The sequence below is a fragment of the Hymenobacter gummosus genome (assembly GCF_003970915.1).
GTDB classification, from domain to species: Bacteria; Bacteroidota; Bacteroidia; order Cytophagales; family Hymenobacteraceae; genus Solirubrum; species Solirubrum gummosum.
Genome location: NZ_RXOF01000013.1, coordinates 69844 through 89386 on the forward strand (window position 1 = coordinate 69844; position 19543 = coordinate 89386).

Here is a 19543-nt window from a genome sequence, read left to right on the forward strand (position 1 = left end):
AGCTCCCGCCCCTATGCTACACGAGCTGCCCATTACCAACGTCCGCCTGCTGGCCTGCCACGAAGACTGGCAGCAAATGACACCTGCCGCCCGGGGCCGCCACTGCCAGAGCTGTGACCGGGTAGTTATTGATTTCACCCAGGCCGCAATGACCGAGCTGGCCCGGGCCCGCGCCGCCGCCCCCGACGGGCGGGTGTGCGGGCGGTTTCGGCTCAGTCAGCTGGCCCCGGAAAGCCGGCCGGCGCCGCCGCAGCTACGGCCCCGACTGCGGCGGTTTCTGCTGGCGGCGGTGCTGGTGTTGGTACTGGGCTTGTCGGCCCGGCAGGCCTGGGCGCAGGCGCAGCGGCCGGTGGCGCCGTTCCAGCCGGCCGCAACCGCACCGCTGTATCAGCTGCCCGGCAGTATGCCCATGCCCACCGTGGCCCCGCCCGATACGGCCCAGCCCGCCCCGGCGGAAAACCAAGAGCAGGTATGGGTGGGCCTGCTGGTTGAGAAAATGCCGGAGCCCCGAGGCGGTATGGAGGGCCTGATGAAATTCTTCCAAAAGGAGGCCCGTTACCCAGCGGAGGCCCTGCACGACCAAGTAGAGGGGAAAGTATTCGTGAGCTTCGTCGTGAAAAGCACCGGCCAGATTGCCGAGGCCCAGGTGGTGCGGGGGCTGCATCCGCAACTCGACGCTGAGGCCCTGCGCGTGGTCAGGCTGATGCCGCCCTGGACGCCTGGCGCCCAAAACGGCAAGCCCGTAGACGTGCAGTACACCATGCCCATTAACTTCACTTACCGCGCCGGTAAGGCGGCCGGCAAACGCGCCCGCCCGACCCGGTAACCCCCTGCGCTTATGCTGCACGCGCTACCCATCCGCAACGTCCGCCTCAGCCCCTGCCACGAGGACTGGCAGCAGATGACGCCCACCGCGCGGGGCCGCCACTGCCAGAGCTGCCAGCGCGTGGTCGTCGACTTCACGCGGGGCACCGCGGCGGACATTGCCCGCGCCTACGCCGAATCGCCCGACGGCCGGGTGTGCGGGCGGTTCAGCCCCGGGCAGGTCGATGGCACCACCCGGCGGCGGGGGCAGCTGCGGCCCCGGCTGCGGCTGTTTCTGGCGGCCGTGGTGCTGGTGCTGCTGCAGGGCCTGAGCGCCGGGCAGGCCTGGGCCCAGCTGCAGGCGACGCCGCACGTGTGCCCGCCCATCGGCCGGGGCTTCGTGGGCATACACGAGTCGGACATTCCCACGGGCGGTATGCAGTACAAGGCCGGCAGCCAGCAGGACTTTGAGCGGCTGGTCAGCGCCCGGCTGCAGTGGCCGCTGACGGCCCAGGGGCGGCCCGCCGGGTCGGGGCAGCGGCGCTTGCAGGTGGTATGCACTGTCGATACGACCGGGCAGGTATACGCCAGCTGGGTAAAGGGCCACCGCCCGCCGCCGAAGCAGCAGCCGTTTCTGGATGAGTTGAACCGGGTGCTGGCCCAGCTGCCCCAGCCCTTCGAGGCGCCCAACCACCACGGCCGCCTGATTCCGGCCAGCGTTATTCTACGCTTCACCTTCCAGCGGCCCCGTTCCTGAGTTGCTATGCTACACGCGCTGCCCATCCGCAACGTCGGCCTCGACGCCTGCCCCGAAAACTGGGCGCAGATGACACCGGTAGCTGGCGGCCGGCACTGCGCCAGCTGCCAGCGCGTGGTCATTGACTTTCGGCAGGCTACCGAACCCGAGCTGGCCTGGGCCCGCCTGGCCGCCCCCGACGGGCGGGTGTGCGGGCAGTTTCGCAGCAGCCAGCTGGCGCCGGAAAGCCGGCCGCTGCGGCCCCGGCTGCGGTGGTTTCTGCTGGCGGCGGTGCTGGTGCTCGTGCAGGGCCTGTCGGCGCAGCAGGCCTGGGCGCAGGTGCAGCGGCCCGCCGCCGGGCCGCCGCCCCCACCGCCTCCGCCCGGCGGCCTCAGGCCCCCAGCTACGCCGCCACGAGCCGCCCGTTACGCCCGCTTCGAGGGCCGGCCGCTGTACCAGTTTGTCGACCAGATGCCGGTGTACAAGCACGGCGGCGTGGACGGGCTGCAGCGGGATTTGGCGGCGCAGCTGCACTGGCCCCCGGGCCGCGCGTGCGCCGAAGGCAGCGTCTTCGTGCGCTTCGTGGTCGACCGGGCGGGCCGCATCCGCACGCCGCGGGTGGTCAAGGGCATAGCCCCCGGCTACGACGCCCAGGCGCTGCAAGCGGTAAGTGGGCTGCGGGGCTTCGCGCCGGGCCGGCAGCAGGGCCAGGCCGTAGACGTGGAGTACACCGTGCCGGTGAAGTTTGTCATGCGCCCCGCCGAAACGCCCCCACCGGCTCAGTAATCAAGAACAGTCGCCATGCTGCACCAGTTGCCCATCACCAACGTCCGCCTGCTGGCCTGCCACGAAGACTGGCAGCGCATGACGCCCACCGTGCGGGGCCGCCACTGCCGCAGCTGCCAGCGCGAGGTTATCGACTTCACCCAGGCATCCGCCGCCGAGCTGGCCGCGGCCCAGGCTGCCGCACCCGATGGCCGGGTGTGCGGCCACTTCCGGCGCGGTCAGCTGGCCGGCGGGCAACCGGTGCGCTTCGGGCTGTGGGCGCGGGCCTTCGTGCTGACGTTGGCGCTGGTGCTGCTGCAGGGCCTGACGGCGCGGCAGGCCTGGGCCCAGACGCGGAAAGCGGCGCCCAAAGCTAGCCACCCGGCCGCCCCACCGCTGCCCCCAAGCGCCTACGAGGCCGATGGCATCGTGGCGGCCCCGCCAGCCGAGTCGACGGGCACAGCCCGCCAGCCGTACGTGTACGTAGACCACATGCCCGAGCCCCCCGGCGGGCAGGAAGCGTACCGGCTGGCTATGGGCAAGCAGCTGCGGCGCCCGGCCGGGCAGCCGCTGGCCGGTAAGGTCTTCGTCAGCTTCATCGTGCAGCCCGATGGACACCTGACCGATTTGAAAGTCATCCGCGGCCTCTCCCCCGCCTACGACGCCGAAGCCCTGCGCCTGGTGCAGCGGCTGCAGCCCTGGACGCCGGGCCGGCTGCACGGGCGAGCCGTACCGGTGAGCTTTACTCAGGTGGTGGTATTCGGGGCGGCGAAAAAATAGCGGGCTAACACGATGCGACCAGTGCAACATCTACTACTGCCGTTAGGGCTCATGCTGGCAACCGAGAGGGTACAGGCGCAGGAGCTGACCGGCATCGTCTGCACCGTGCCGTCGGCAGTGCAGCTGCTGCAGCCGGTAACCGTGGGAGGCTGGCACGATATTCCGCCCTCGTTGCCCGGCGACTCGCTCGGGGCCGTGGCCCGGCTACTATCGTGGCAAAGCTGCGCCACAAACGGCCGGCAGGCGGAGGTGGCGCGGCTGGTCATCGACGCGGGCGGCCACGTAATCCGCGTAACGTTCGATACGCCGCCGGGCATGCAGTTCTCCGATGCCGGACTGCAGCGGCAGGTGGCCGCCCTGGCGCGGCAGTTGCGCTTCCGGCCGGCATTTCGGGCGGGGCAGCCGACGTACTGCCAACTCTTGGTGTTAATCAGCGCCTGGCCCGAAGGCCAGCTACGCTACGTGCGCTGACTCTACCCGCCCCCGGTATTAGCATTCCACCCGGAAACCCTTAAACTTATGGCCGGGCACGCTCCGCCTGCGTACTCTTCTGCATTCCGAACCCCTCCCGGCCATGATCTTCACCCCGAGCCCGATGCTGCTCAAGCTGCTCTACACCCGCGGCAGCCTGCACAACCTCCCCGACAACGGCGGCGTCGCCTTCTCCCTCAAGAACCGCCTCGATACCGTGCACCTCACCCGCATCGACTCGGTGCGCGTGGATGGCCGCACGCTCGGCCCCGAGTCCATTACCGTGGATTTGGGTGAGGGCAACGTGCGGCCGGCTACCGAAATCGGGGAAAACGGGGGGCTGAACTTCCCGGTGGGCCAGAGCATCACCATTCGCCTGCACACCGAGCCGCTGCCCGAGGGCATGCACCCGGTGCACCTGCACTTTCAGACCGACCCGTTCGGGGAGCTGCACGTGGAAGTTGAAGACGCCATTGTGCACCAGGATTCCCGGGTGCGCATTCCGCGGCAGGAGCAGGACGACTACTCCGAGGCCGCCATCAAGGCCCGGCAGCGCTTCGCCGAGCAGTTTACCGGCCAGGAGTTTGAGCACCTGACCAAGTACTCGTTCGACGCGCACATGCTGCAGGGCAACTGCGAGCATTTTACCGGCGTGGCCCAGATTCCCATCGGGCTGGCCGGCCCCTTGCGCGTCAACGGGGAGCACGCCCAGGGCGACTTTCTCATCCCCATGGCCACCACCGAAGGCACCCTGGTAGCCAGTTACAACCGCGGCATGCAGGTAATGAACCTCTGCGGCGGGGTGAAGTGCACCGTCATCGGCGACGCCATGCAGCGCGCCCCCGTGTTCGTGTTCGAAGATGCCCGCGGCGCCCGCGACTTTGCCAAGTGGATTGAGCAGGAAATCGGCCCCATCCGCGCCGAGGCCGAGTGCACCTCCCGCGTGGCCAAGCTGCAGTACATCGATACCTACCTCGCCAACAAATTCGCCTACCTGCGCTTCAACTACTCGACCGGCGACGCGGCGGGCCAAAACATGGTGGGCCGGGCCACCTTCGCGGCCTGCTCCTGGATTCTGGAAAACTACAAGGGTGCGCCCATCCGGCACTTCTATCTGGAGTCGAACTTCGCCACCGACAAAAAGGCTTCGCAAATCAACGTGATGCGCACCCGGGGCAAGCGCGTGGTGGCCGAGGCCGTTATCAAGCGCGACATCCTGCAGCAGCGCATGCGCGTGACGCCCGAGCAGCTGGCCTACCACGGGCAGGTGAGCAACGTGGGCGCCTTCCTTTCGGGGGCCAACAACAACGGCGCGCACTCGGCCAATGGCATCACGGCCATGTTCATTGCCACCGGCCAGGACGTAGCCAACGTGTCGGAATCGTCGGCCGGGGTGGTATACTCCGAGGTGACGCCCGAGAAGGATCTGTACCTGAGCATCACCATTCCCTCGCTCATCGTGGCCACCCACGGCGGCGGCACCGGCCTGGCTACCCAAAACGAGTGCCTGCGGATGCTGAACTGCGTGGGCCGCGGCACGGTGAACAAGTTTGCTGAAATCGTGGCGGGCGTGGTGCTGGCCGGCGAGCTAAGCCTGGCCGCCGCCATCAGCTCCTCCGACTGGGTTAGCTCGCACGAGCAGTACGGCCGCAACCGGTGAGGTGGTGAAATGGCGAGTTGACCGCCGGCCGCACCCGTTGTTATTGCGAGCAACGCGAAGCAACCGCAGGAAGGCGTAGCCAATTGGTCCTGTACAAGGTGCTGCCGCCACAGCTAGCAGAAGCCCAAAAACCGTCAGAACAACACAGCACCGCCCGAAACTTCTGCAGTTTCGGGCGGTGCTGTTTTTGGCTCCTGCCAGTGCTAGCGTCGTGCCGCGAGGGGCAAGACTGACGCCGCTTGATGCGCGGAATGTCGTTGCTCCTCGCAATGACTGTCGGCGTCACCGGCAGCTGGCTACAGCGGGTCGGCGGTGACTTTGAATTTGTAGTTGATGCGCATAGTGTACACCTGCGAGGTGGTGGCGCGGAACGTGGGCTCCACGGTCAGGTAATAGCCCGTCGTGGATTGCAGAAACTTGTCGAGCTTGGCGTCGATGGGCACCATGCTAATGGTACTTACGCCGCGCGGCACGCTGGTCAGGCTGGCCACTTTCACCTTGTCGGTGCCGGCCTGGTCGGTGCTCATGTAGAATGATACCCGCTCCAGGAAGTCGAAATTGGCCCCGGCCGGGCTGCTAATGGCCAGGGTCAGCTCGTCGAGCTTCACATCCTTTACCAGGCTGGCGGCCGTGTTGGCGGCTTTGAAATCTTCCTTGTATTCCTCGGTAGCATCGGCGCTGGCTTGGAAGGGCACCGGCACCGTTTGCCCGACTAGCGCAGTGGGCACCGGCACCAGCGGAAAGGTGTAGTCGTCGGCAATGTAGAAGGTCAACAGCTTGTCGATTTTCTTTCCGACTTTCTTGCAGCCGCCCATACCCAGCAGGGCCACGGCAATCAGCAGCAGGGGTAACAATTTTTTCATCTTCGGCAAAATCTGGTTAGCGGCGGTAAGGTACACGCTGTGACCGGATTGCCGGGCAAAAGGCTGCTTGAAGCCACAAAAAAACTCCGCCCCCGCCGCAGCTCCAGGCCGGAGCCACCGCGGGGGCGGAGTCGAGGGTGCAAGGGGCCTTACAGCGGGTCGGCCGTGACTTTGAAGCGCGAATCGGCGCGCACGGTCACGTCCTGGGGCACGTTGCGGCCCACCGTCGCGCGGGTCTTGAGCGTGTACCGCTCGGCCTTCAGGTAGGCGTCGAGCTTGGCCGTGGTGGGCGTAAGCGTGATGCTGCGCTGCCCCTGCGGAATGCTGCTGAGCGAGGCCAGCACGATTTCGTCGGAGCCGTCGGTGGTGATGCGGATTTCGATGCTCTGCAGGAAGTCGAAGTTCTGCGACGAGGGGTCGGTGATGCTGAGCGTGAGCTTGTCGAGCTTCACGTCCTTCACCAGGTCGGCGCGGGTGTCGTTGTTGGCGAAGGTCTGCGAGGAGTTGGTCGTTACCGCAATGGGGGCCAGCTGGGTGGCAATGCCAGGGGGAAGTTGGAGGAAATGCGAATGTTCTGCGAATCCTCCACGTAGAAGGTCAGCAGCTTGTCGACCTTCTCGCAGGCGGCCAGCCCGAGGAGTAGCACGGCCGAAAACAGAAACAGGATTTTTTTCATGGGGAGCAAGGGTGTATGGCGCAACTTACGGGATTCGCAAGTCCCGTGGTTTCGCCCAAACTACCTTATTGCGCAGATTCGTTTCAGAATCCTACCGCACGAAACTTAAGTACAGCCAAGCCGCTATTATTGTACTTACACGTTTTTCCTCCCGAGCCAGCGGCACCTCAGAGCTGACGCGCCTGCACCCGGTAGCGGAGCTGTAGCTGCACCCGGGCCACCGTCTGCCCCGGCTGGCTGAGCTCCAGCTGGGGCTTGAGGTAGTATTCCCGGTTGCGCAGGTAAGCCAGCAGGGACGCGTCGGTGGGCGTGAGCGTCAGGCGGGTGGCGCCCCGGGGAACAGCCGTGATGGAGGCCAGCGGAATCTGGTCGTTGCCCTGATTCGACATGATGTAGAAGGTCATGCTCCGCAGAAAATCAAAGTTCTGGCCGGGCGGGGCATCCACCGTCAGCGTGGCCTCGCTCAGCGCGGCGCTCTGCAGCTGCTCCAGCGAGGTTTTGTTCCGCCGGCAGGTATCCGCACAGGCCGACCAGATCCGGCTGGTGGGCATAAACAGCGGTGAAGACCCGCCCGGGGCGGCGGTGACGTCCAGCAGGGCCGTCCATTCGTCGACCACCTCCAGGGTGGCCACGGGCCTGACTTTGTCTTTCTGGCAGCCGAAGCTTACCAGCAGCAACAACAGGAAGAATAGCTTGGCGGAGCGCATACGGCGAAGAATGGCGAAAAAGCTGACTAAATACGGTAGGGCGAAGGTAGCCAAGGCTCATCGGTGGCCCCTTGATAATTATCAAAAACGAAGCGGTGCGGCGCCGGCAGAATTGCCCGTACCGCACCGCTTCGAGCGGTTTTCAAGCCTTGCTTAATCCATCATATCCGCCGGCCGGGGGGCGTGCGGGTAGTCGGGGTTCCAGCTCATGGGGTAGCCGGTGTCCTCGTACTGCAGGGCGGTTTCGGTGAGGTAGAGCGGGCGGAAGGTGTCCACCATCACGGCCAGCTCGTGCGTCTCCTTCTTGCCGATGCTGGCCTCCACGGTGCCCGGGTGCGGGCCGTGCGGCAGCCCCGAGGGGTGCAGCGTAAACGACGCCAGATCCACGCCGCGGCGCGACATGAAGTTGCCGGCTACGTAGTACAGCACCTCGTCGGAGTCGACGTTCGAGTGGTTGTAGGGCGCCGGAATGGCCTGCGGGTGGTAGTCGAACAGGCGGGGCACGAAGGAGCAGATGACGAAGTTGTGGGCCTCGAACTGCTGGTGCACGGGTGGCGGCTGGTGAATGCGGCCGGTAATGGGCTCGAAGTCGTGGATGCTGATGGCGTAGGGGAAGAAGAACCCGTCCCAGCCCACCACGTCGAAGGGCGTGTGGGCGTAAATCAGCTCGTGCAGGGCGCCTTCGCGCTTCACCAGCAGGCGGTACTCCTCCTTGTCGTCGTCCTCGGTCACCAGCTCGCCGGGCGGGCGGATGTCCCGCTCGCAGTAGGGCGAGTGTTCGAGCAGCTGGCCGAAGTGGTTGCGGTAGCGCCGGCACGTCTCCACCGGGCTGAACGACTCGATGATGAGCAGGCGCACCGGCCCGTCCTCGAAGTGAAACTGGTGGATGATGGTGCGCGGAATCACCACGTAGTCGCCGGGCTCGAACTGCACCTTGCCCAGCTGGCTCCACAGCTCGCCGCGGCCCTCGTGCACGAAGATGACCTCGTCGGCCAGGGCGTTTTTGTAGTAGTAGTCCATGCGCCCCGGCTCGGGGTTGCAGATGCTCAGCGTCACGTCGGCATTGCCCAGCAGGGTCTGGCGGGCGGCCAGGTAGTCGGGGCCAGTGACGGTCTGGGGCAGGGTGCGCAGGTGGGTGGGCTGCAGCGGGCGGTCCTTCAGCAGCTGGGGCGCGTAGGGCTGGGGCGTGCCCACGCGCTTAATCTGCGTCGGCGGGTTCTTGTGGTAGAGCAGCGACGAGACGCCGTGGAAGCCCAAAGTACCCACCAGCTGCTCGGCGTACAGGGAGCCGTCGGGCTGGCGGAACTGGGTGTGGCGCTTGCGCGGAATCTGACCGAGGCGGTGGTAATACGGCATAATCAGACGGGAAACGGGGTGGGAATGCGGCCCGGGGCCGGGGGCGGTGAAGGTACGAAAAAGCCCTGCCCGGCGCACCGGACAGGGCAGTAGCTTTCCGACGGCCCCAGCTGGCTCACTGGCTTTACTGCCCGTTCGTCTCGCCCAGGGCCAGCTTGGCGTTGGCGTCCTGCAGGGTTTGCAAGGCCTGCTTCAGCTCCCCGTCCTGCTCGCGCAGCACGGCGTAGTAAGCGTCCTTGCCGAAGGCGCTGCGGGCCACCAGGGCCTTGAGCTGGTTGCGCAGGGCGGGCGCGCAGCGGCGCAGCGAATACGGGTCGGCGCGCAGGCCGCCCTGGGCGGCGCGGGCGGCCAGGGCCTGCAGCTGCACCTCGCTCACGTCGAACGTGCGCTGGTACTGGTCGAAGGTGAGCTGGGTTAGCTCGTCCTTGTGCTCCTGGTAGAGGTTCAGGGCGAATTCGCGCACCAGGCTGGTGCCCTGCAGGCGCGAGAGGTAGCGGTTCTGGGTGGTACTGTCGCGGGGCACGAACACGTCGGGCATGATGCCGCCGCCGCCGTACACCGTGCGGCCGTGCGCGGTGCGGAAGCGCAAAGCCGGCGCGAAATGCACACTGTCGGCGTGAAAGGCCTCGCCGCGGGCGTAGCGTTCCTGCAGGTCGCGGTCGTAGGCGGCCACGCCGTCGCGGTAGGGCTTCTGGATGCTGCGGCCCGAGGGCGTATAGTAGCGGGCAATGGTGAGGCGCAGCTCCGAGCCGTCGTTCAAGGTAATCGGCTGCTGCACCAGGCCCTTCCCGAAGGAGCGGCGGCCCACCACCAGGGCGCGGTCCTGGTCCTGCAGGGCGCCGGCCAGCACCTCGGAGGCCGAGGCCGAGCCTTCGTCGACGATGACCACCAACGGGCCTTCCTCAAACTCGCCGGCTGCGCGCGAAAACGTCTGGGTGTCGTACTGGTCGCCCTTGCCGTCGGTGTACACGATTTTGCGCGTGCCGCCGATAAATTCGTCGGCAATCTTGGTGGCGCGGTCGAGGTAGCCGCCGGGGTTGCCGCGCAAGTCGAGCACCAGCTTGGTCATGCCCTCGCGGCGCAGCCGGCCCAGGGCTTCCTTGAACTCGTCGTAGGTGCCGGCGGCGAAGCGGCTGATTTTGATGTAGCCCGTGGCCCCGTCAGCCAGCACGGCGGCCACGTCCACCGAGGCGTTCGGAATGCGGTTGCGGGTGAGGGCGAAGGTCATGGCCCGGCCCTGCCCGCGGCGCAGCAGCAGCAGCCGCACGGTGCTGCCCCGCGGCCCGCGCAGGCGCCCAAACACCTGCTCGGTGGTCAGGTGCTGGCCCGATACGCTCTGCCCGTCGATGGCCAGCAGCCGGTCGCCGGGCTGCAGGCCGGCCTGCTCGGCGGGGCCGCCGCTCAGCGGGGCCACTACCGTCACCGTGTCGCGGAACATATTGAATTCCACCCCGATGCCGTCGTAGTCGCTCTGCAGAAAGGCGGCGGCCTGCTGCTGCTCCTTGGCCGGAATGTAGACCGAGTGCGGGTCCAGCTTTTCCAGCATGCGCTTGATGGCGTAGTCCGACAGCTGCTCGGCGTCGACGGTGTCCACGTAGTCGCGGTCGACGTAGCTGAGGATTTCCTTGAACTTCAGGTAGCCGCGGGAAGTGGCGTCGGGGTTCTGGTCGGTGGGCCGGAAGGGGTTGGAGCCCAGCAGCAGCCCGCTCAGCAAGGCTGCCCCCAGCAGCAGGGGCTGCCGCCACCGCTGCCACTTCTGCCAAACCTTGCGCACAGGGCGCGACGGCGCGGAATCCGGCTGCGGGGCGTCGGGGCGGGCGGCAGAGGGCATTAGCAGCGGGGAGAAGTGGGCAATAAGGGGCGGCTGATTCTCAGAATACTAGGCAAATTTAATCCAAGTCTGGCAAGCCAACCGGCGCAAAACCGGGCGCTTGGCAATTTTCCAATAAAAAGCCAACGCTATATTCGATTAGAACAAAGCGTTGGTTGCCTGGGTGAGCAGTCTGGCAAAGTTCGGGCAGTGGCGCGTCCGCGTCAATCACATGAAATGCAGTGATGAAGTGTCACGAAGCCGCTGGTATCTGACGAATATCAAAAGCACGTCCTGCTGAGCTTGCCGAAGCATCTCTACCGAACAATGAAGCGGTAGAGATGCTTCGGTAAGCTCAGCAGGACGGTCTGACTTTTTCCGTTTTGATCTTCTGCCCCAGATGTCTCGCGTTGCTCGACATGACAGCTGCTTTTCCCCTCAGCGCAGCTGAAACAAATCATCCAGCCCCAGGGGACGGCGGCAGGTGAAGCCTTCGGCGAAGGCGGCGTGGATGTACTTGCCGTACTCGCGGGCCCGGGCTTCCAGGGTCAGCCAGAAGTCGGGGGTGGAAATGAAGGTGTGGGTGGGGTCGTCGTACTCGGGGTGATAAAACTGGCTTTTGAAGGCGCGCAGGGCGGCCAGCTTCTGCTCCCAGTAGGGCGTGATGTCGACCAGGATATCGGGGCGGACGTAGGTGTTGTGGATGGCCTGCAACAGCAGCCGCGGGCGCCAGGCCAGCTGCGGCTCACCCTCCCACTCGGTCTGAATCTTGGGCAGACCGGCCAGGAAAGCGGCGTCGTGGACGAGGTCGGCGGCGCGGCCGTGGTCGGGGTGCCGGTCGAGGCTGGGGTTGGTGATGACGATGTCGGGGCGGTAGTGGCGCAGCACCCGGATAACCTGCAGCTGGTGCGCTTCGTCGTTGGCGAAGAATCCGTCGCGCATGCGCAGGTTCTGGCGCACCGCGAGGCCCAGCAGCTCAGCGGCCGCCTGGGCTTCCTCGTCGCGCAGCTCGGCCGAGCCGCGGGTGCCCAGCTCCCCGCGGGTGAGGTCGACTACGCCCACGCGGCGGCCGGCGGCGGCGTATTTGAGCAGGGTGCCGGCGCAGCCCAGCTCGGCGTCGTCGGGGTGCGCGGCAATCATCAGCAAATCCAGCTTCATGGCATGGCAGCGGGGCCGCCCCGCCGACGCCCCCACCCGACCAGCGGGGGCGTCAGACAAGCTCGGCGCGGAAAAGGTTGGCAATCTGGGCCACGGCGTATTCCACTTCGTCGGCGGTGTTGTAGCGGCTGAGCGAGAGACGCAGCGTGGCGCGGTCGGGGTCGGTACCGAGGGCGCTGAGCACGTGCGAACCGGCTTTGTCGCCGCTGGTACAGGCCGAGCCACCCGACACGGCCACGCGGTTCAGGTCGAGCGTGGAAAGCAGCTCGGCGTTGCGGGGCGAGGGCGGCAAACTCACGCTTAGGATGGTGTAGAGGCTCTGCTCGGCTTCGGCGGAGAGGCCGTTGAACTGCACGCCTTCCACCTCGGCCTGCAGGCGGCGGATGAGCTGGTCTTTGAGGCCCTGCACGTAGCGGCGGTGCTCGTCGAGGCCCTGGTAGGCAATTTCCAGCGCCTTGGCCAGGCCCACGATGCCGGGAATGTTTTCGGTGCCGGGGCGCACGTGGCGCTCCTGCGAGCCGCCGTGCAGCAGGGGCTGCACCGGCAGGCCCGCGCTGCGGTAGAGGAAGCCGGTGCCTTTCGGGCCGTGGAACTTGTGGGCCGAGCCGACAAGGAAGTGGTTTTGCAGCAGGCGCACGTTGTGGCGGTAGTGGCCCATGGTCTGCACCGTATCGGTGTGGAAAATGGCGTTGTGGCGCACGCACAGCCGCCCGATGGCCTCCACGTCGTTGAGGTTGCCCAGCTCGTTGTTGGCGTGCATCAAACTCACGAAGGAGCGCGGGTGGGTGGTCAGCAGCTCTTCGAGGTGGTTCAGGTCGAGGCGGCCCTGGGCGTCGTGGCGCACGTAGCTCAGGCGGATGTCGCCCACGCGCTCCAGCGCCTGCAGGGTGTGCAGCACCGCGTGGTGCTCAAGGGGTGAGGAAATGGCGTGCGTGAGGCCCAGCGTGCGGATGGTGCCGATGGCGGCGTAGTTGTCGGACTCGGTGCCGCCCGAGGTGAAGAAGATTTCGTTCGGGGCGGCGTTGAGCAGGCCGGCAATGGTGCGCCGGGCCGTTTCGACCACGCCGCGCAGGCGCCGGCCGTAGCTGTGCTGGCTGCTGGCGTTGCCGTAATGCTCGCGCAGGTAGGGCAGCATGGCATCGAGCACGGCCGGATCGAGCGGGGTGGAAGCGGCGTTGTCGAAGTACACGGAGCGCGGCTCAGCGGCGGCCGCAGCCCGCGCCGGGGTGGTGGATGGCATTCGGAGGTGGGGTTGGGGGTGAAATAAGGAGGAAACCCGAACGTCATCCTGAGCAACGCGAAGGACCTTCCTCGAACCCTGCACCGACGGCCAAGTCTTAGCGCCAACGTTCTGACTGCAAGGGCGTCAGTAGCTATTTTTCGGTTGGTGCTGCTTAGCGTCTGCACGTTAGCATCAGCGGCGGTGCAGGGTGCGAGGAAGGTCCTTCGCGTTGCTCAGGATGACGGTCAGGTTTAGTTGGTCTTTTTCAGCAGGCGGCCGAGGGTGCTGTGCAGCGCCTCGCCGGTGAGGTTGGCGGCCACGATTTTGCCCTGCGGGTCGATGAGGAAGTTCTGCGGAATGGCCTGCACGCCGTATTCCTGGGCGGCGGCATTCTGCCAGAACTTCAAATCCGACACGTGCTGCCAGGTCAGGCCGTCGTTCTGAATGGCTTTCAGCCAGGCGTCGCGGCCGGTGGGCTTGTCGAGCGAAACGCCGAGCACGGTGAAGCCCTGGTCCTTGTAGGCGTTGTAGGCCTTCACCACGTTGGGGTTTTCGCGGCGGCAGGGGCCGCACCAGGAAGCCCAGAAGTCGATGAGCACGTACTTGCCGCGCAGGCTGCTTAGGCTGACGGGCTTGCCGTCGGGGTCGTTCTGGGTGAAGTCGGGCGCCACGGCCCCGATGGCGGTTTTCTGCACCTTTTTCAGCTGCTCAGCCAGCCGTACACCCTGCGGGGTAGCGCGCAGGGCGGGCGTGAGGCCGCCGTAGAGGGCGGCAAACTCGTCGGCCTTGGGCACGTAGCCGATGGCCTTGGGCAGGGCAAACAAACTGAACCGGCTGCCGGGGTTGGCCTTCACGTAGGCCGCGTACACCTGCTTTTCCTGCTCGTCGAGCGGGTCGAGCTTGGCTTCGAGGGCCTGGATGGTGGCCGCGTCGCTCTGCTTTTCCTTGGGCAGGGCGCGGAATTCCTTCACGTAGGCCTCGTACTTGGTGCTGAGCGGCTTGAGCTGGGCGTCGAGCTTGGCGGCTTCGGCGTTGAGCGGGGTGCCCGTCACCTTGGCGCGGCGGGCCGAGTCGGCGCCGCTGACGAGGATGGTGCCCTTCTCCAGGTACACCTCCGTCACGTCCTGCGACTTGGCGTAGGTTGTGCCCTTGTGGGCGAAGGTGAGGCGGGCCAGCAGGGGCTCGGCGGGGGCGCCTTTGAACTCGAAGGCCCCGTTCTGCACGGTTACCGAGTCGACGGTGCGCTGCTTGTTCAGGGAGTAGCTCAGGTAGGCCTTGGTCACGTCGGCTTTGGGGCTGAGCTTGCCTTTGAGCACGTAGGTTTCGCTCGGCGGCGTCTGGGCGGCCAGCAGGGTAAGCAGCAGGGCGCTGCCCTGGAGGAGGAATTTCATAAGCGCGGAAGGGTTGGCGTGAGAAACGGGAAGCGGTGCGGGTGCCCACCGGCGCGGCGGGCACCCGACCGTAAGATGGTCAGCCTAAGCCAATACCTGGATAACGGCCTCGGAGAAACGCTCCATTTCTTCCAGCTGCGGGCTGCACTGCAGCAGGAAAAGGTCCACGCCCACGGCCTCAAACTCGCCGATGCGGTCGGCTACCTGCTGCGGGGTGCCCGTCAGGCCCGAGCGCAGCCCGCGGTTCGACACCGAGTAATCCTGCAAGGACACCTGCTTTTCGAGCTGGGTGCCGGCCAGCCACTGCTGGTAGTTTTTGTAGCCGGCGGCCGAGCCCTGCACGTTGGTAATGCGCGCCAGTTCCTTCTTGACCTCAGCTTCCGAGTCGCGCACCACGCTGTAGGCGGCCACCCCGAACTTCATCGGCGGCAAACCTAGCCGGTCGCGGCGCTCCTGCAGGTCCTGGATGCGGCGGCCGATGGCGGCCGGCTCGTCGCCGTGCATCACGTAGCCGTCGCACTGGGCCGCAATGAGGTTTTTGGCCGCTTCCGATTCGCCCCCGGCGTACAGGAAGGGCCGCGGGCGCGACACGGGCTTGGGCTGCAGGATGGAGTCCGTCACCTCGTAGTACTTGCCTTTGAAAGTGAAGTGGTCCTGTTTCCACAGGTTATCCACCACGTGCAGCCACTCGGCGGTGCGGGCGTACCGGTCGTCGTGCTGCTCGAAGTGCACGCCGTACTTCTTGGCCTCGTCCTGCCACCACGACGACACCACGTTCAGGCTGAGCCGGCCGCCGCTGATGTGGTCGATGTTGGCGGCCTGCTTCGCGAGCAAAGCCGGCGAGTGGAAGGTGGGCCGCACGGCCACCATCAGCTCGATTTTCTTTGTGACGGCGGCCAGGGCGGCGGCCGTGCTCCAGGCATCCAGGCTGGGCGCTTCCTCGCCCTTGATGTCGTTCAGGTTCAGCTCGGCAATGAGCGAAAGGTCGTAGCCCAGCTCCTCGCTGCGCTGGGCCAGCGTCTTCACGTAGTCCCAGTCGGCGCGCATGTTCTCGTCCTCGACGTTGCGCAGCCACCCGCCAAAAACGGGCATCCAATATCCGTAGCGCATCTTTTTTAATGTGCTGATGTGATGGAATGTGCTGATGTGTTAATGCGTGCTACTGAGCCAGGGCTTCGGCGGTGGCGGCGGCCAGCTCCTGCTCGAGGTAGTCGACGAAGCGGGCGTAGGGGTCGAAGCCGACCACGTTGACGGCGTCGGCCACGAAGTTGGACAGGGCGTTGATATCGTAGAACAGCACCTCGCCGCTGCGGTCGTCCACCAGGTACTCGATGCCGCCCACGTCGATTTTGGCGGCGGCCACCAGGCGCTCCACGGCTTCGATAACCTCGGCCGGCGGGGTGGTGGATTCCACCTGGATGCCCTTTTTCGGCGCTTCCGTCAGGCAGAACTCGCCTTCGGTGGCCGGCTCGTCGGGAATCTGGCAGATTTCGGCCGGGCAGAGGTTGAAGCTGGTGCCGGTGGTATACACCTTCATGGCGTACAGAAACTTGCCGTTGAGCGTTTCCACCCGGGTGATGTGGCCGCCGCGGGGCTGCACAAACTCCTGCACCAGGGCCGTCTGGTCGATGCCCAGGTCAATTTGGCCCGCCTCCACGGCCGCCTGCAGGCCCTCGGGCGTATCGAAGCGCACGATGCCGGCGCCGCTGCCGCCGATGTTGACCTTCACCACCAGCGGAAACTGCAGCTCCCGGGCCGCGTCGGGAATGCGCGAGACGTGGTTGACCACCCGCGACTTGGGGAATTTCAGGCCCAGGCCGGCCAGCAGGTCGAGCTGCCGGGCCTTGTTGGTTTCGATGCCCGAGGCCACCGTGCCGTTGATGACGCGCACGCCCAGGCGCTCCAGGTGCGTCAGAAAGCCGGCGGTGTGGAAAATGCCCTGCCCGTGCCCGCGCAGGTAGGCCGAGGAGCTCATGCGGTTAATCACCAGCCCGTAGCGGCTTTCCTGTTCGGACGGGTCGAAGAGGTGGTGGGCGGCGTCGATTTTTTCGTAGGGCAGGCCGCGGCGGTCCAGCTCGGCGAAAAGGGGCTTAAACCACTCGGGGTGCTCGTAATAAATGCCAATGGGCTTGGGGTACTGAGCCATGTCGGGAAACAGCTTGACGAAATGAAAAGGCCACAGCGCCGCGCACGGGCGGCCAGGGCGGAGAAAAGTCGGAAAACGGGGGGGGGCGGCGGGCCGCGCCGGCAAAGGCCGCAGCTAGGCCACGGCGGGGCGCTGCAGCCAAGGAAGCCGCAGCAGCGGCGCGGCCGACGACAGAGCAGGCGCTAGGCGCGGCTCCGGGTCAGCGGCGGAAACCAAGAAGGAGAAGAGGGTAGCTAGCTCAACAACAACAAGCCGCGGCAACCGAAGCCCAACAGGCAGCGCAACAACAGCACTGGGCCTGCGGAGCCTGAGAAGCGGAGGAGAAAGCGGCGAAGCGGTTGGTGGCAGCCATGCTTGTTTTTATATGGTCAGGACTTAGCTGTGCTGACCTTCGGTTGGCACCGTTCCCGGGAGAAAGCCTCCCGCGGATGGTTGCCGGCGCTTCGCAGAGCCTGTCTCTCCACGCCTCTGTATAAAAACAATCCTTTAGTCGGAAAGAATTGGTAGGGCAAAGGTACAACCGCGCGCTTAAGAAAGCCAAACTTCCGGGCCGCGGCTGCCGGCGCGCGGTGCCCGGCCGGGTTTATCGGCCTTGTCAGTATGCCCTAGAAAATGGAATTCCACCGGTCGGAGCCCTCGAATTCGCTGTAAAGGGCAAACCGCTGGCCCTGGGCGTCATACAGCAGCATCTGCGTCGGCAGCACCAGCACGGCGTAGCAGCTGCTCTTATCGGCCAGCACCACGCGGCGGCCGTCCACGCGGCAGTTGCGGCAGGGCATAAAGTCGCCCAGGTACACGCCGCGGTCAAACTCCCACGACGTGCTCTGGATGCGGGGAGCGGCGAATAATAACTGGTCCAGTACAAGGAAGAGGGCGGCGCCGCCCAGAATGGCTTGCAGCAGCTTGCGTTGCGACTTCAGCATGGATAAACGGCCTAGCTCTTGTAACGGGCCTAAGCTAAACAGGCAGCGGAAAATTATGGCTACGGCCAGCCGAAACCAACTACCTAGCCGCGGCCGACTTCCTACTTTTCGGGCATGAAACCCATCTTGTTGCTGAGCCTGGTATTGGGGTGCGCGCTGCCGCTGACCGTGAACGGGACTTCCCTGCGTGCCCTACCGGCCGATACGGTACCGGGCCACACCCACCTAGTGCGCCGGCTGGTGCAAACCATGTGCGCCCAGCTGGCCGACCCTAAATCGGGCCCGGCCAGAAACATGACGCCGGCGGAAGCCACTCAATATGCGCAGCAGCTGTACGCCCGGGCCGTGAGCAGCCACAGCACCGCTTACCAGCAGCAGCTAAATGCCGCCGATAAAGCCGGCATCAGCCCCGATGCCGCAGTGCAACGAGTAGCCAAAGACGCCCAGGCCGCGCTGTGGCGCAACTGCGCCGCTTCGGTCGGGCTATTCTCGCAGCTGGCCCAGACGCAGCAGATAAAGCAGGTGCTGGCCGGCCGCCTCCTGGACATTGGCGCCGCCGAGCGGCGGGTGCTGCAGCCCGTGGCCCGCGCAGTCTGCCAGCAGCTGGCGGCTGCAGATAAGCAGCTGGCCATCAGCCAACGCCCCCTCCGCGAGCAGGACGTGCTGGTAGAAGGCAGCATCCGGAAAAGCCTGGCGGCGCAGCGGCCGCAGCTGGAAACGTTTTACAGCACCGCGCAGCTCAGCAACCAGGACTACATCCGGGAAATCATCGTCAAGGTCATGCTGCTGGTCGTCGGCCCGGAGGGCTGCGGGCAGTACGTGGTGCCGCCGGCCGCGGATGAGTAAGCGCGCCCGGCCCGCGAGTTGCCGCTTGCGGCGGGGCTGCTGGTAGTCGCGCCCGGCTTATGCCGCTGGTTTTCTGCTCTCCCGCCCGGGTCGCGTATCTTTGCGGGCCCGCACCGCGTTGGTGCGGGTTGTTTCGCCGCTCATTGTCCAGCCCTTATGCCCCGCCTGCTCGCCATCGACTACGGTAACAAGCGCGTGGGCCTGGCCGTGACGGACCCGCTGCAGCTCATTGCCACCCCGCTCGACACGATTCACAGCAAGGATCTGTTCGACTTCGTGAAGAAGTACCACCAGCAGGAAGGCGGGCTGGCCGGCATCATCGTCGGGATGCCCCGCACGCTCCTGAACGAGGCCACCGACGTGACTTCGGCCGTGGTGGGCGTGGTACGCAAGCTGCGCCGCGAGCTGCCCGAGGTGCCCGTGCACGAGGTTGACGAGCGGTTTACTTCGCGCATGGCCCACCAGGCCCTGCGCGACGGCGGCCTGGGCCAGAAAGCCCGCCGCGACAAAGCCCTGGTGGACCGCGTCAGCGCCACCATCATTCTGCAATCTTTTCTCGACTCCCGTCCGTTATGATTTACCCCATCGTGGCCTACGGTGACCCGGTGCTGAAAGCCCGCGCCAAGGACATCCCGGCCGATTTCCCGGCCGATGAGCTGCAAAAGCTCATCGCCGACATGTACGAAACCATGTACTACGCCAACGGCGTGGGCCTGGCCGCTCCCCAAATCGGTAAGAGCGTCCGCCTGTTCGTTATCGACTCGGCCCCGATGGTGGACGACGATGAGGATGGCGACGACGCCCCGGCCGAAGTGGGCGTCAAGCGCGCCTTCATCAACCCCGTCATCCTGGACGAAACCGGCGAGGAATGGGGCTTCGAGGAAGGCTGCCTGAGCATTCCCGGCATCCGGGAGCGGGTGTTCCGCAAACCCGACATTGTCATCCGCTACGAGGACGAAAACCGGCAGCTGCACGAGGAAGGCTTCTCGGGCATGACGGCCCGCGTGATTCAGCACGAGTACGACCACCTGGAGGGCGTGCTGTTTACCGATAAGATTTCGTCCTTTAAAAAGCAGATTATCAAGAACAAGCTCACCCGCATTGCCAAGGGCGACGCCAAGGCCGACTACCGCATGCGCTTTGCCGGGCAGCGCGGCCGCTAAGCTGTACTTTCCGCTGATTTTCTTTTCCGAACGCCCGGCCGAGCCGGGCGTTTTTGCTTTCTTTGG

Annotated in this window: 21 protein-coding genes and 1 riboswitch; of the genes, 9 read left to right on the plus strand and 12 right to left on the minus strand. The window is 65.8% G+C overall.

Features of this window, described 5'->3' with window-relative positions:
- Positions 1-13: 13 nt before the first annotated feature.
- The 6 genes from EJV47_RS19845 to EJV47_RS19870 all read left to right on the plus strand — a co-directional run bounded on the left by EJV47_RS19845 (position 14) and on the right by EJV47_RS19870 (position 5216).
- The gene (locus tag EJV47_RS19845) at positions 14-826 is read left to right on the plus strand and encodes an energy transducer TonB (RefSeq protein WP_126694951.1); all 813 of its coding nucleotides are present in this window, start codon (positions 14-16) and stop codon (positions 824-826) included.
- 12 nt (positions 827-838) lie between these two features.
- Positions 839-1561: a hypothetical protein gene (locus EJV47_RS28150; RefSeq protein WP_165903843.1), complete on the plus strand. Its 723-nt coding sequence runs from the start codon at positions 839-841 to the stop codon at positions 1559-1561.
- 6 nt (positions 1562-1567) lie between these two features.
- The gene (locus EJV47_RS19855; RefSeq protein ID WP_126694952.1) at positions 1568-2326 is read left to right on the plus strand and encodes an energy transducer TonB; all 759 of its coding nucleotides are present in this window, start codon (positions 1568-1570) and stop codon (positions 2324-2326) included.
- 15 nt (positions 2327-2341) lie between these two features.
- The gene (locus EJV47_RS19860; protein WP_126694953.1) at positions 2342-3085 is read left to right on the plus strand and encodes a TonB family protein; all 744 of its coding nucleotides are present in this window, start codon (positions 2342-2344) and stop codon (positions 3083-3085) included.
- A 51-nt stretch (positions 3086-3136) separates the two neighbouring features.
- Entirely contained in the window at positions 3137-3556 is a 420-nt protein-coding gene (locus EJV47_RS19865; protein WP_126694954.1) for a hypothetical protein, read from the plus strand.
- A 103-nt stretch (positions 3557-3659) separates the two neighbouring features.
- Positions 3660-5216, plus strand: a complete 1557-nt coding sequence (locus tag EJV47_RS19870; RefSeq protein WP_207895933.1) for a hydroxymethylglutaryl-CoA reductase — start codon at positions 3660-3662, stop codon at positions 5214-5216.
- A 296-nt stretch (positions 5217-5512) separates the two neighbouring features.
- Here the strand turns inward: EJV47_RS19870 and EJV47_RS19875 are convergent, their stop codons facing one another.
- The 12 genes from EJV47_RS19875 to EJV47_RS19925 form a co-directional block, all read right to left on the minus strand.
- Positions 5513-6079: a hypothetical protein gene (locus tag EJV47_RS19875; RefSeq protein WP_126694955.1), complete on the minus strand. Its 567-nt coding sequence runs from the start codon at positions 6077-6079 to the stop codon at positions 5513-5515.
- A gap of 149 nt (positions 6080-6228) precedes the next feature.
- Positions 6229-6540: a hypothetical protein gene (locus tag EJV47_RS28730; protein WP_243651232.1), complete on the minus strand. Its 312-nt coding sequence runs from the start codon at positions 6538-6540 to the stop codon at positions 6229-6231.
- Between the two features lie 50 nt (positions 6541-6590).
- Positions 6591-6755 carry a hypothetical protein gene (locus EJV47_RS28735; protein ID WP_243651233.1) on the minus strand — a complete coding sequence of 55 codons (165 nt, stop codon included), beginning with the start codon at positions 6753-6755 and terminating at the stop codon, positions 6591-6593.
- A gap of 167 nt (positions 6756-6922) precedes the next feature.
- Positions 6923-7462, minus strand: coding sequence for a hypothetical protein (locus tag EJV47_RS19885; RefSeq protein WP_126694956.1), 540 nt, complete (start codon positions 7460-7462; stop codon positions 6923-6925).
- 153 nt (positions 7463-7615) lie between these two features.
- Complete coding sequence (locus EJV47_RS19890) at positions 7616-8818, minus strand: homogentisate 1,2-dioxygenase (RefSeq protein WP_126694957.1); 1203 nt, start codon at positions 8816-8818, stop codon at positions 7616-7618.
- Between the two features lie 124 nt (positions 8819-8942).
- Positions 8943-10649, minus strand: a complete 1707-nt coding sequence (locus EJV47_RS19895) for a S41 family peptidase (protein ID WP_126694958.1) — start codon at positions 10647-10649, stop codon at positions 8943-8945.
- 417 nt (positions 10650-11066) lie between these two features.
- Positions 11067-11786, minus strand: a complete 720-nt coding sequence (gene bshB1, locus EJV47_RS19900) for a bacillithiol biosynthesis deacetylase BshB1 (RefSeq protein WP_126694959.1) — start codon at positions 11784-11786, stop codon at positions 11067-11069.
- Between the two features lie 52 nt (positions 11787-11838).
- Positions 11839-13026: a cysteine desulfurase family protein gene (locus EJV47_RS19905; RefSeq protein ID WP_126694960.1), complete on the minus strand. Its 1188-nt coding sequence runs from the start codon at positions 13024-13026 to the stop codon at positions 11839-11841.
- 233 nt (positions 13027-13259) lie between these two features.
- Positions 13260-14399 carry a TlpA disulfide reductase family protein gene (locus EJV47_RS19910; RefSeq protein ID WP_126694961.1) on the minus strand — a complete coding sequence of 380 codons (1140 nt, stop codon included), beginning with the start codon at positions 14397-14399 and terminating at the stop codon, positions 13260-13262.
- A gap of 84 nt (positions 14400-14483) precedes the next feature.
- Positions 14484-15509: an LLM class flavin-dependent oxidoreductase gene (locus tag EJV47_RS19915; protein WP_126694962.1), complete on the minus strand. Its 1026-nt coding sequence runs from the start codon at positions 15507-15509 to the stop codon at positions 14484-14486.
- Between the two features lie 49 nt (positions 15510-15558).
- A complete protein-coding gene (locus EJV47_RS19920) occupies positions 15559-16545 on the minus strand; it encodes an ATP-grasp domain-containing protein (RefSeq protein ID WP_126694963.1) in 987 nt (328 codons plus the stop codon).
- Between the two features lie 357 nt (positions 16546-16902).
- Positions 16903-17024: riboswitch (SAM riboswitch) on the minus strand.
- A gap of 126 nt (positions 17025-17150) precedes the next feature.
- Complete coding sequence (locus EJV47_RS19925; RefSeq protein ID WP_126694964.1) at positions 17151-17468, minus strand: hypothetical protein; 318 nt, start codon at positions 17466-17468, stop codon at positions 17151-17153.
- A 114-nt stretch (positions 17469-17582) separates the two neighbouring features.
- Between EJV47_RS19925 and EJV47_RS19930 the strand changes: the two genes are divergently transcribed.
- The 3 genes from EJV47_RS19930 (at position 17583) to def (ending at position 19477) form a co-directional block, all read left to right on the plus strand.
- On the plus strand, positions 17583-18314 hold the full coding sequence (locus tag EJV47_RS19930) for a hypothetical protein (protein WP_126694965.1): 732 nt from the start codon (positions 17583-17585) through the stop codon (positions 18312-18314).
- Positions 18315-18470: 156 nt separating this feature from the next.
- Positions 18471-18890, plus strand: coding sequence for a Holliday junction resolvase RuvX (gene ruvX / locus EJV47_RS19935; protein WP_126694966.1), 420 nt, complete (start codon positions 18471-18473; stop codon positions 18888-18890).
- Complete coding sequence (gene def, locus EJV47_RS19940) at positions 18887-19477, plus strand: peptide deformylase (RefSeq protein WP_126694967.1); 591 nt, start codon at positions 18887-18889, stop codon at positions 19475-19477. Before ruvX ends, def begins: the two co-directional genes overlap by 4 nt.
- The last annotated feature ends 66 nt before the right edge of the window (positions 19478-19543 follow it).

What these genes read in the sequence shown, in the direction of transcription:
- EJV47_RS19845 (WP_126694951.1), top strand. Translation starts at nt 14, where the DNA reads ATGCTACACGAGCTGCCCATTACCAACGTCCGCCTGCTGGCCTGCCAC.
- EJV47_RS28150 (WP_165903843.1), top strand. Translation starts at nt 839, where the DNA reads ATGCTGCACGCGCTACCCATCCGCAACGTCCGCCTCAGCCCCTGCCAC.
- EJV47_RS19855 (WP_126694952.1), top strand. Translation starts at nt 1,568, where the DNA reads ATGCTACACGCGCTGCCCATCCGCAACGTCGGCCTCGACGCCTGCCCC.
- EJV47_RS19860 (WP_126694953.1), top strand. Translation starts at nt 2,342, where the DNA reads ATGCTGCACCAGTTGCCCATCACCAACGTCCGCCTGCTGGCCTGCCAC.
- EJV47_RS19865 (WP_126694954.1), top strand. Translation starts at nt 3,137, where the DNA reads ATGCTGGCAACCGAGAGGGTACAGGCGCAGGAGCTGACCGGCATCGTC.
- EJV47_RS19870 (WP_207895933.1), top strand. Translation starts at nt 3,660, where the DNA reads ATGATCTTCACCCCGAGCCCGATGCTGCTCAAGCTGCTCTACACCCGC.
- EJV47_RS19875 (WP_126694955.1), bottom strand. Translation starts at nt 6,079, where the DNA reads ATGAAAAAATTGTTACCCCTGCTGCTGATTGCCGTGGCCCTGCTGGGT.
- EJV47_RS28735 (WP_243651233.1), bottom strand. Translation starts at nt 6,755, where the DNA reads ATGAAAAAAATCCTGTTTCTGTTTTCGGCCGTGCTACTCCTCGGGCTG.
- EJV47_RS19885 (WP_126694956.1), bottom strand. Translation starts at nt 7,462, where the DNA reads ATGCGCTCCGCCAAGCTATTCTTCCTGTTGTTGCTGCTGGTAAGCTTC.
- EJV47_RS19890 (WP_126694957.1), bottom strand. Translation starts at nt 8,818, where the DNA reads ATGCCGTATTACCACCGCCTCGGTCAGATTCCGCGCAAGCGCCACACC.
- EJV47_RS19895 (WP_126694958.1), bottom strand. Translation starts at nt 10,649, where the DNA reads ATGCCCTCTGCCGCCCGCCCCGACGCCCCGCAGCCGGATTCCGCGCCG.
- bshB1 (WP_126694959.1), bottom strand. Translation starts at nt 11,786, where the DNA reads ATGAAGCTGGATTTGCTGATGATTGCCGCGCACCCCGACGACGCCGAG.
- EJV47_RS19905 (WP_126694960.1), bottom strand. Translation starts at nt 13,026, where the DNA reads ATGCCATCCACCACCCCGGCGCGGGCTGCGGCCGCCGCTGAGCCGCGC.
- EJV47_RS19910 (WP_126694961.1), bottom strand. Translation starts at nt 14,399, where the DNA reads ATGAAATTCCTCCTCCAGGGCAGCGCCCTGCTGCTTACCCTGCTGGCC.
- EJV47_RS19915 (WP_126694962.1), bottom strand. Translation starts at nt 15,509, where the DNA reads ATGCGCTACGGATATTGGATGCCCGTTTTTGGCGGGTGGCTGCGCAAC.
- EJV47_RS19920 (WP_126694963.1), bottom strand. Translation starts at nt 16,545, where the DNA reads ATGGCTCAGTACCCCAAGCCCATTGGCATTTATTACGAGCACCCCGAG.
- EJV47_RS19925 (WP_126694964.1), bottom strand. Translation starts at nt 17,468, where the DNA reads ATGCTGAAGTCGCAACGCAAGCTGCTGCAAGCCATTCTGGGCGGCGCC.
- EJV47_RS19930 (WP_126694965.1), top strand. Translation starts at nt 17,583, where the DNA reads ATGAAACCCATCTTGTTGCTGAGCCTGGTATTGGGGTGCGCGCTGCCG.
- ruvX (WP_126694966.1), top strand. Translation starts at nt 18,471, where the DNA reads ATGCCCCGCCTGCTCGCCATCGACTACGGTAACAAGCGCGTGGGCCTG.
- def (WP_126694967.1), top strand. Translation starts at nt 18,887, where the DNA reads ATGATTTACCCCATCGTGGCCTACGGTGACCCGGTGCTGAAAGCCCGC.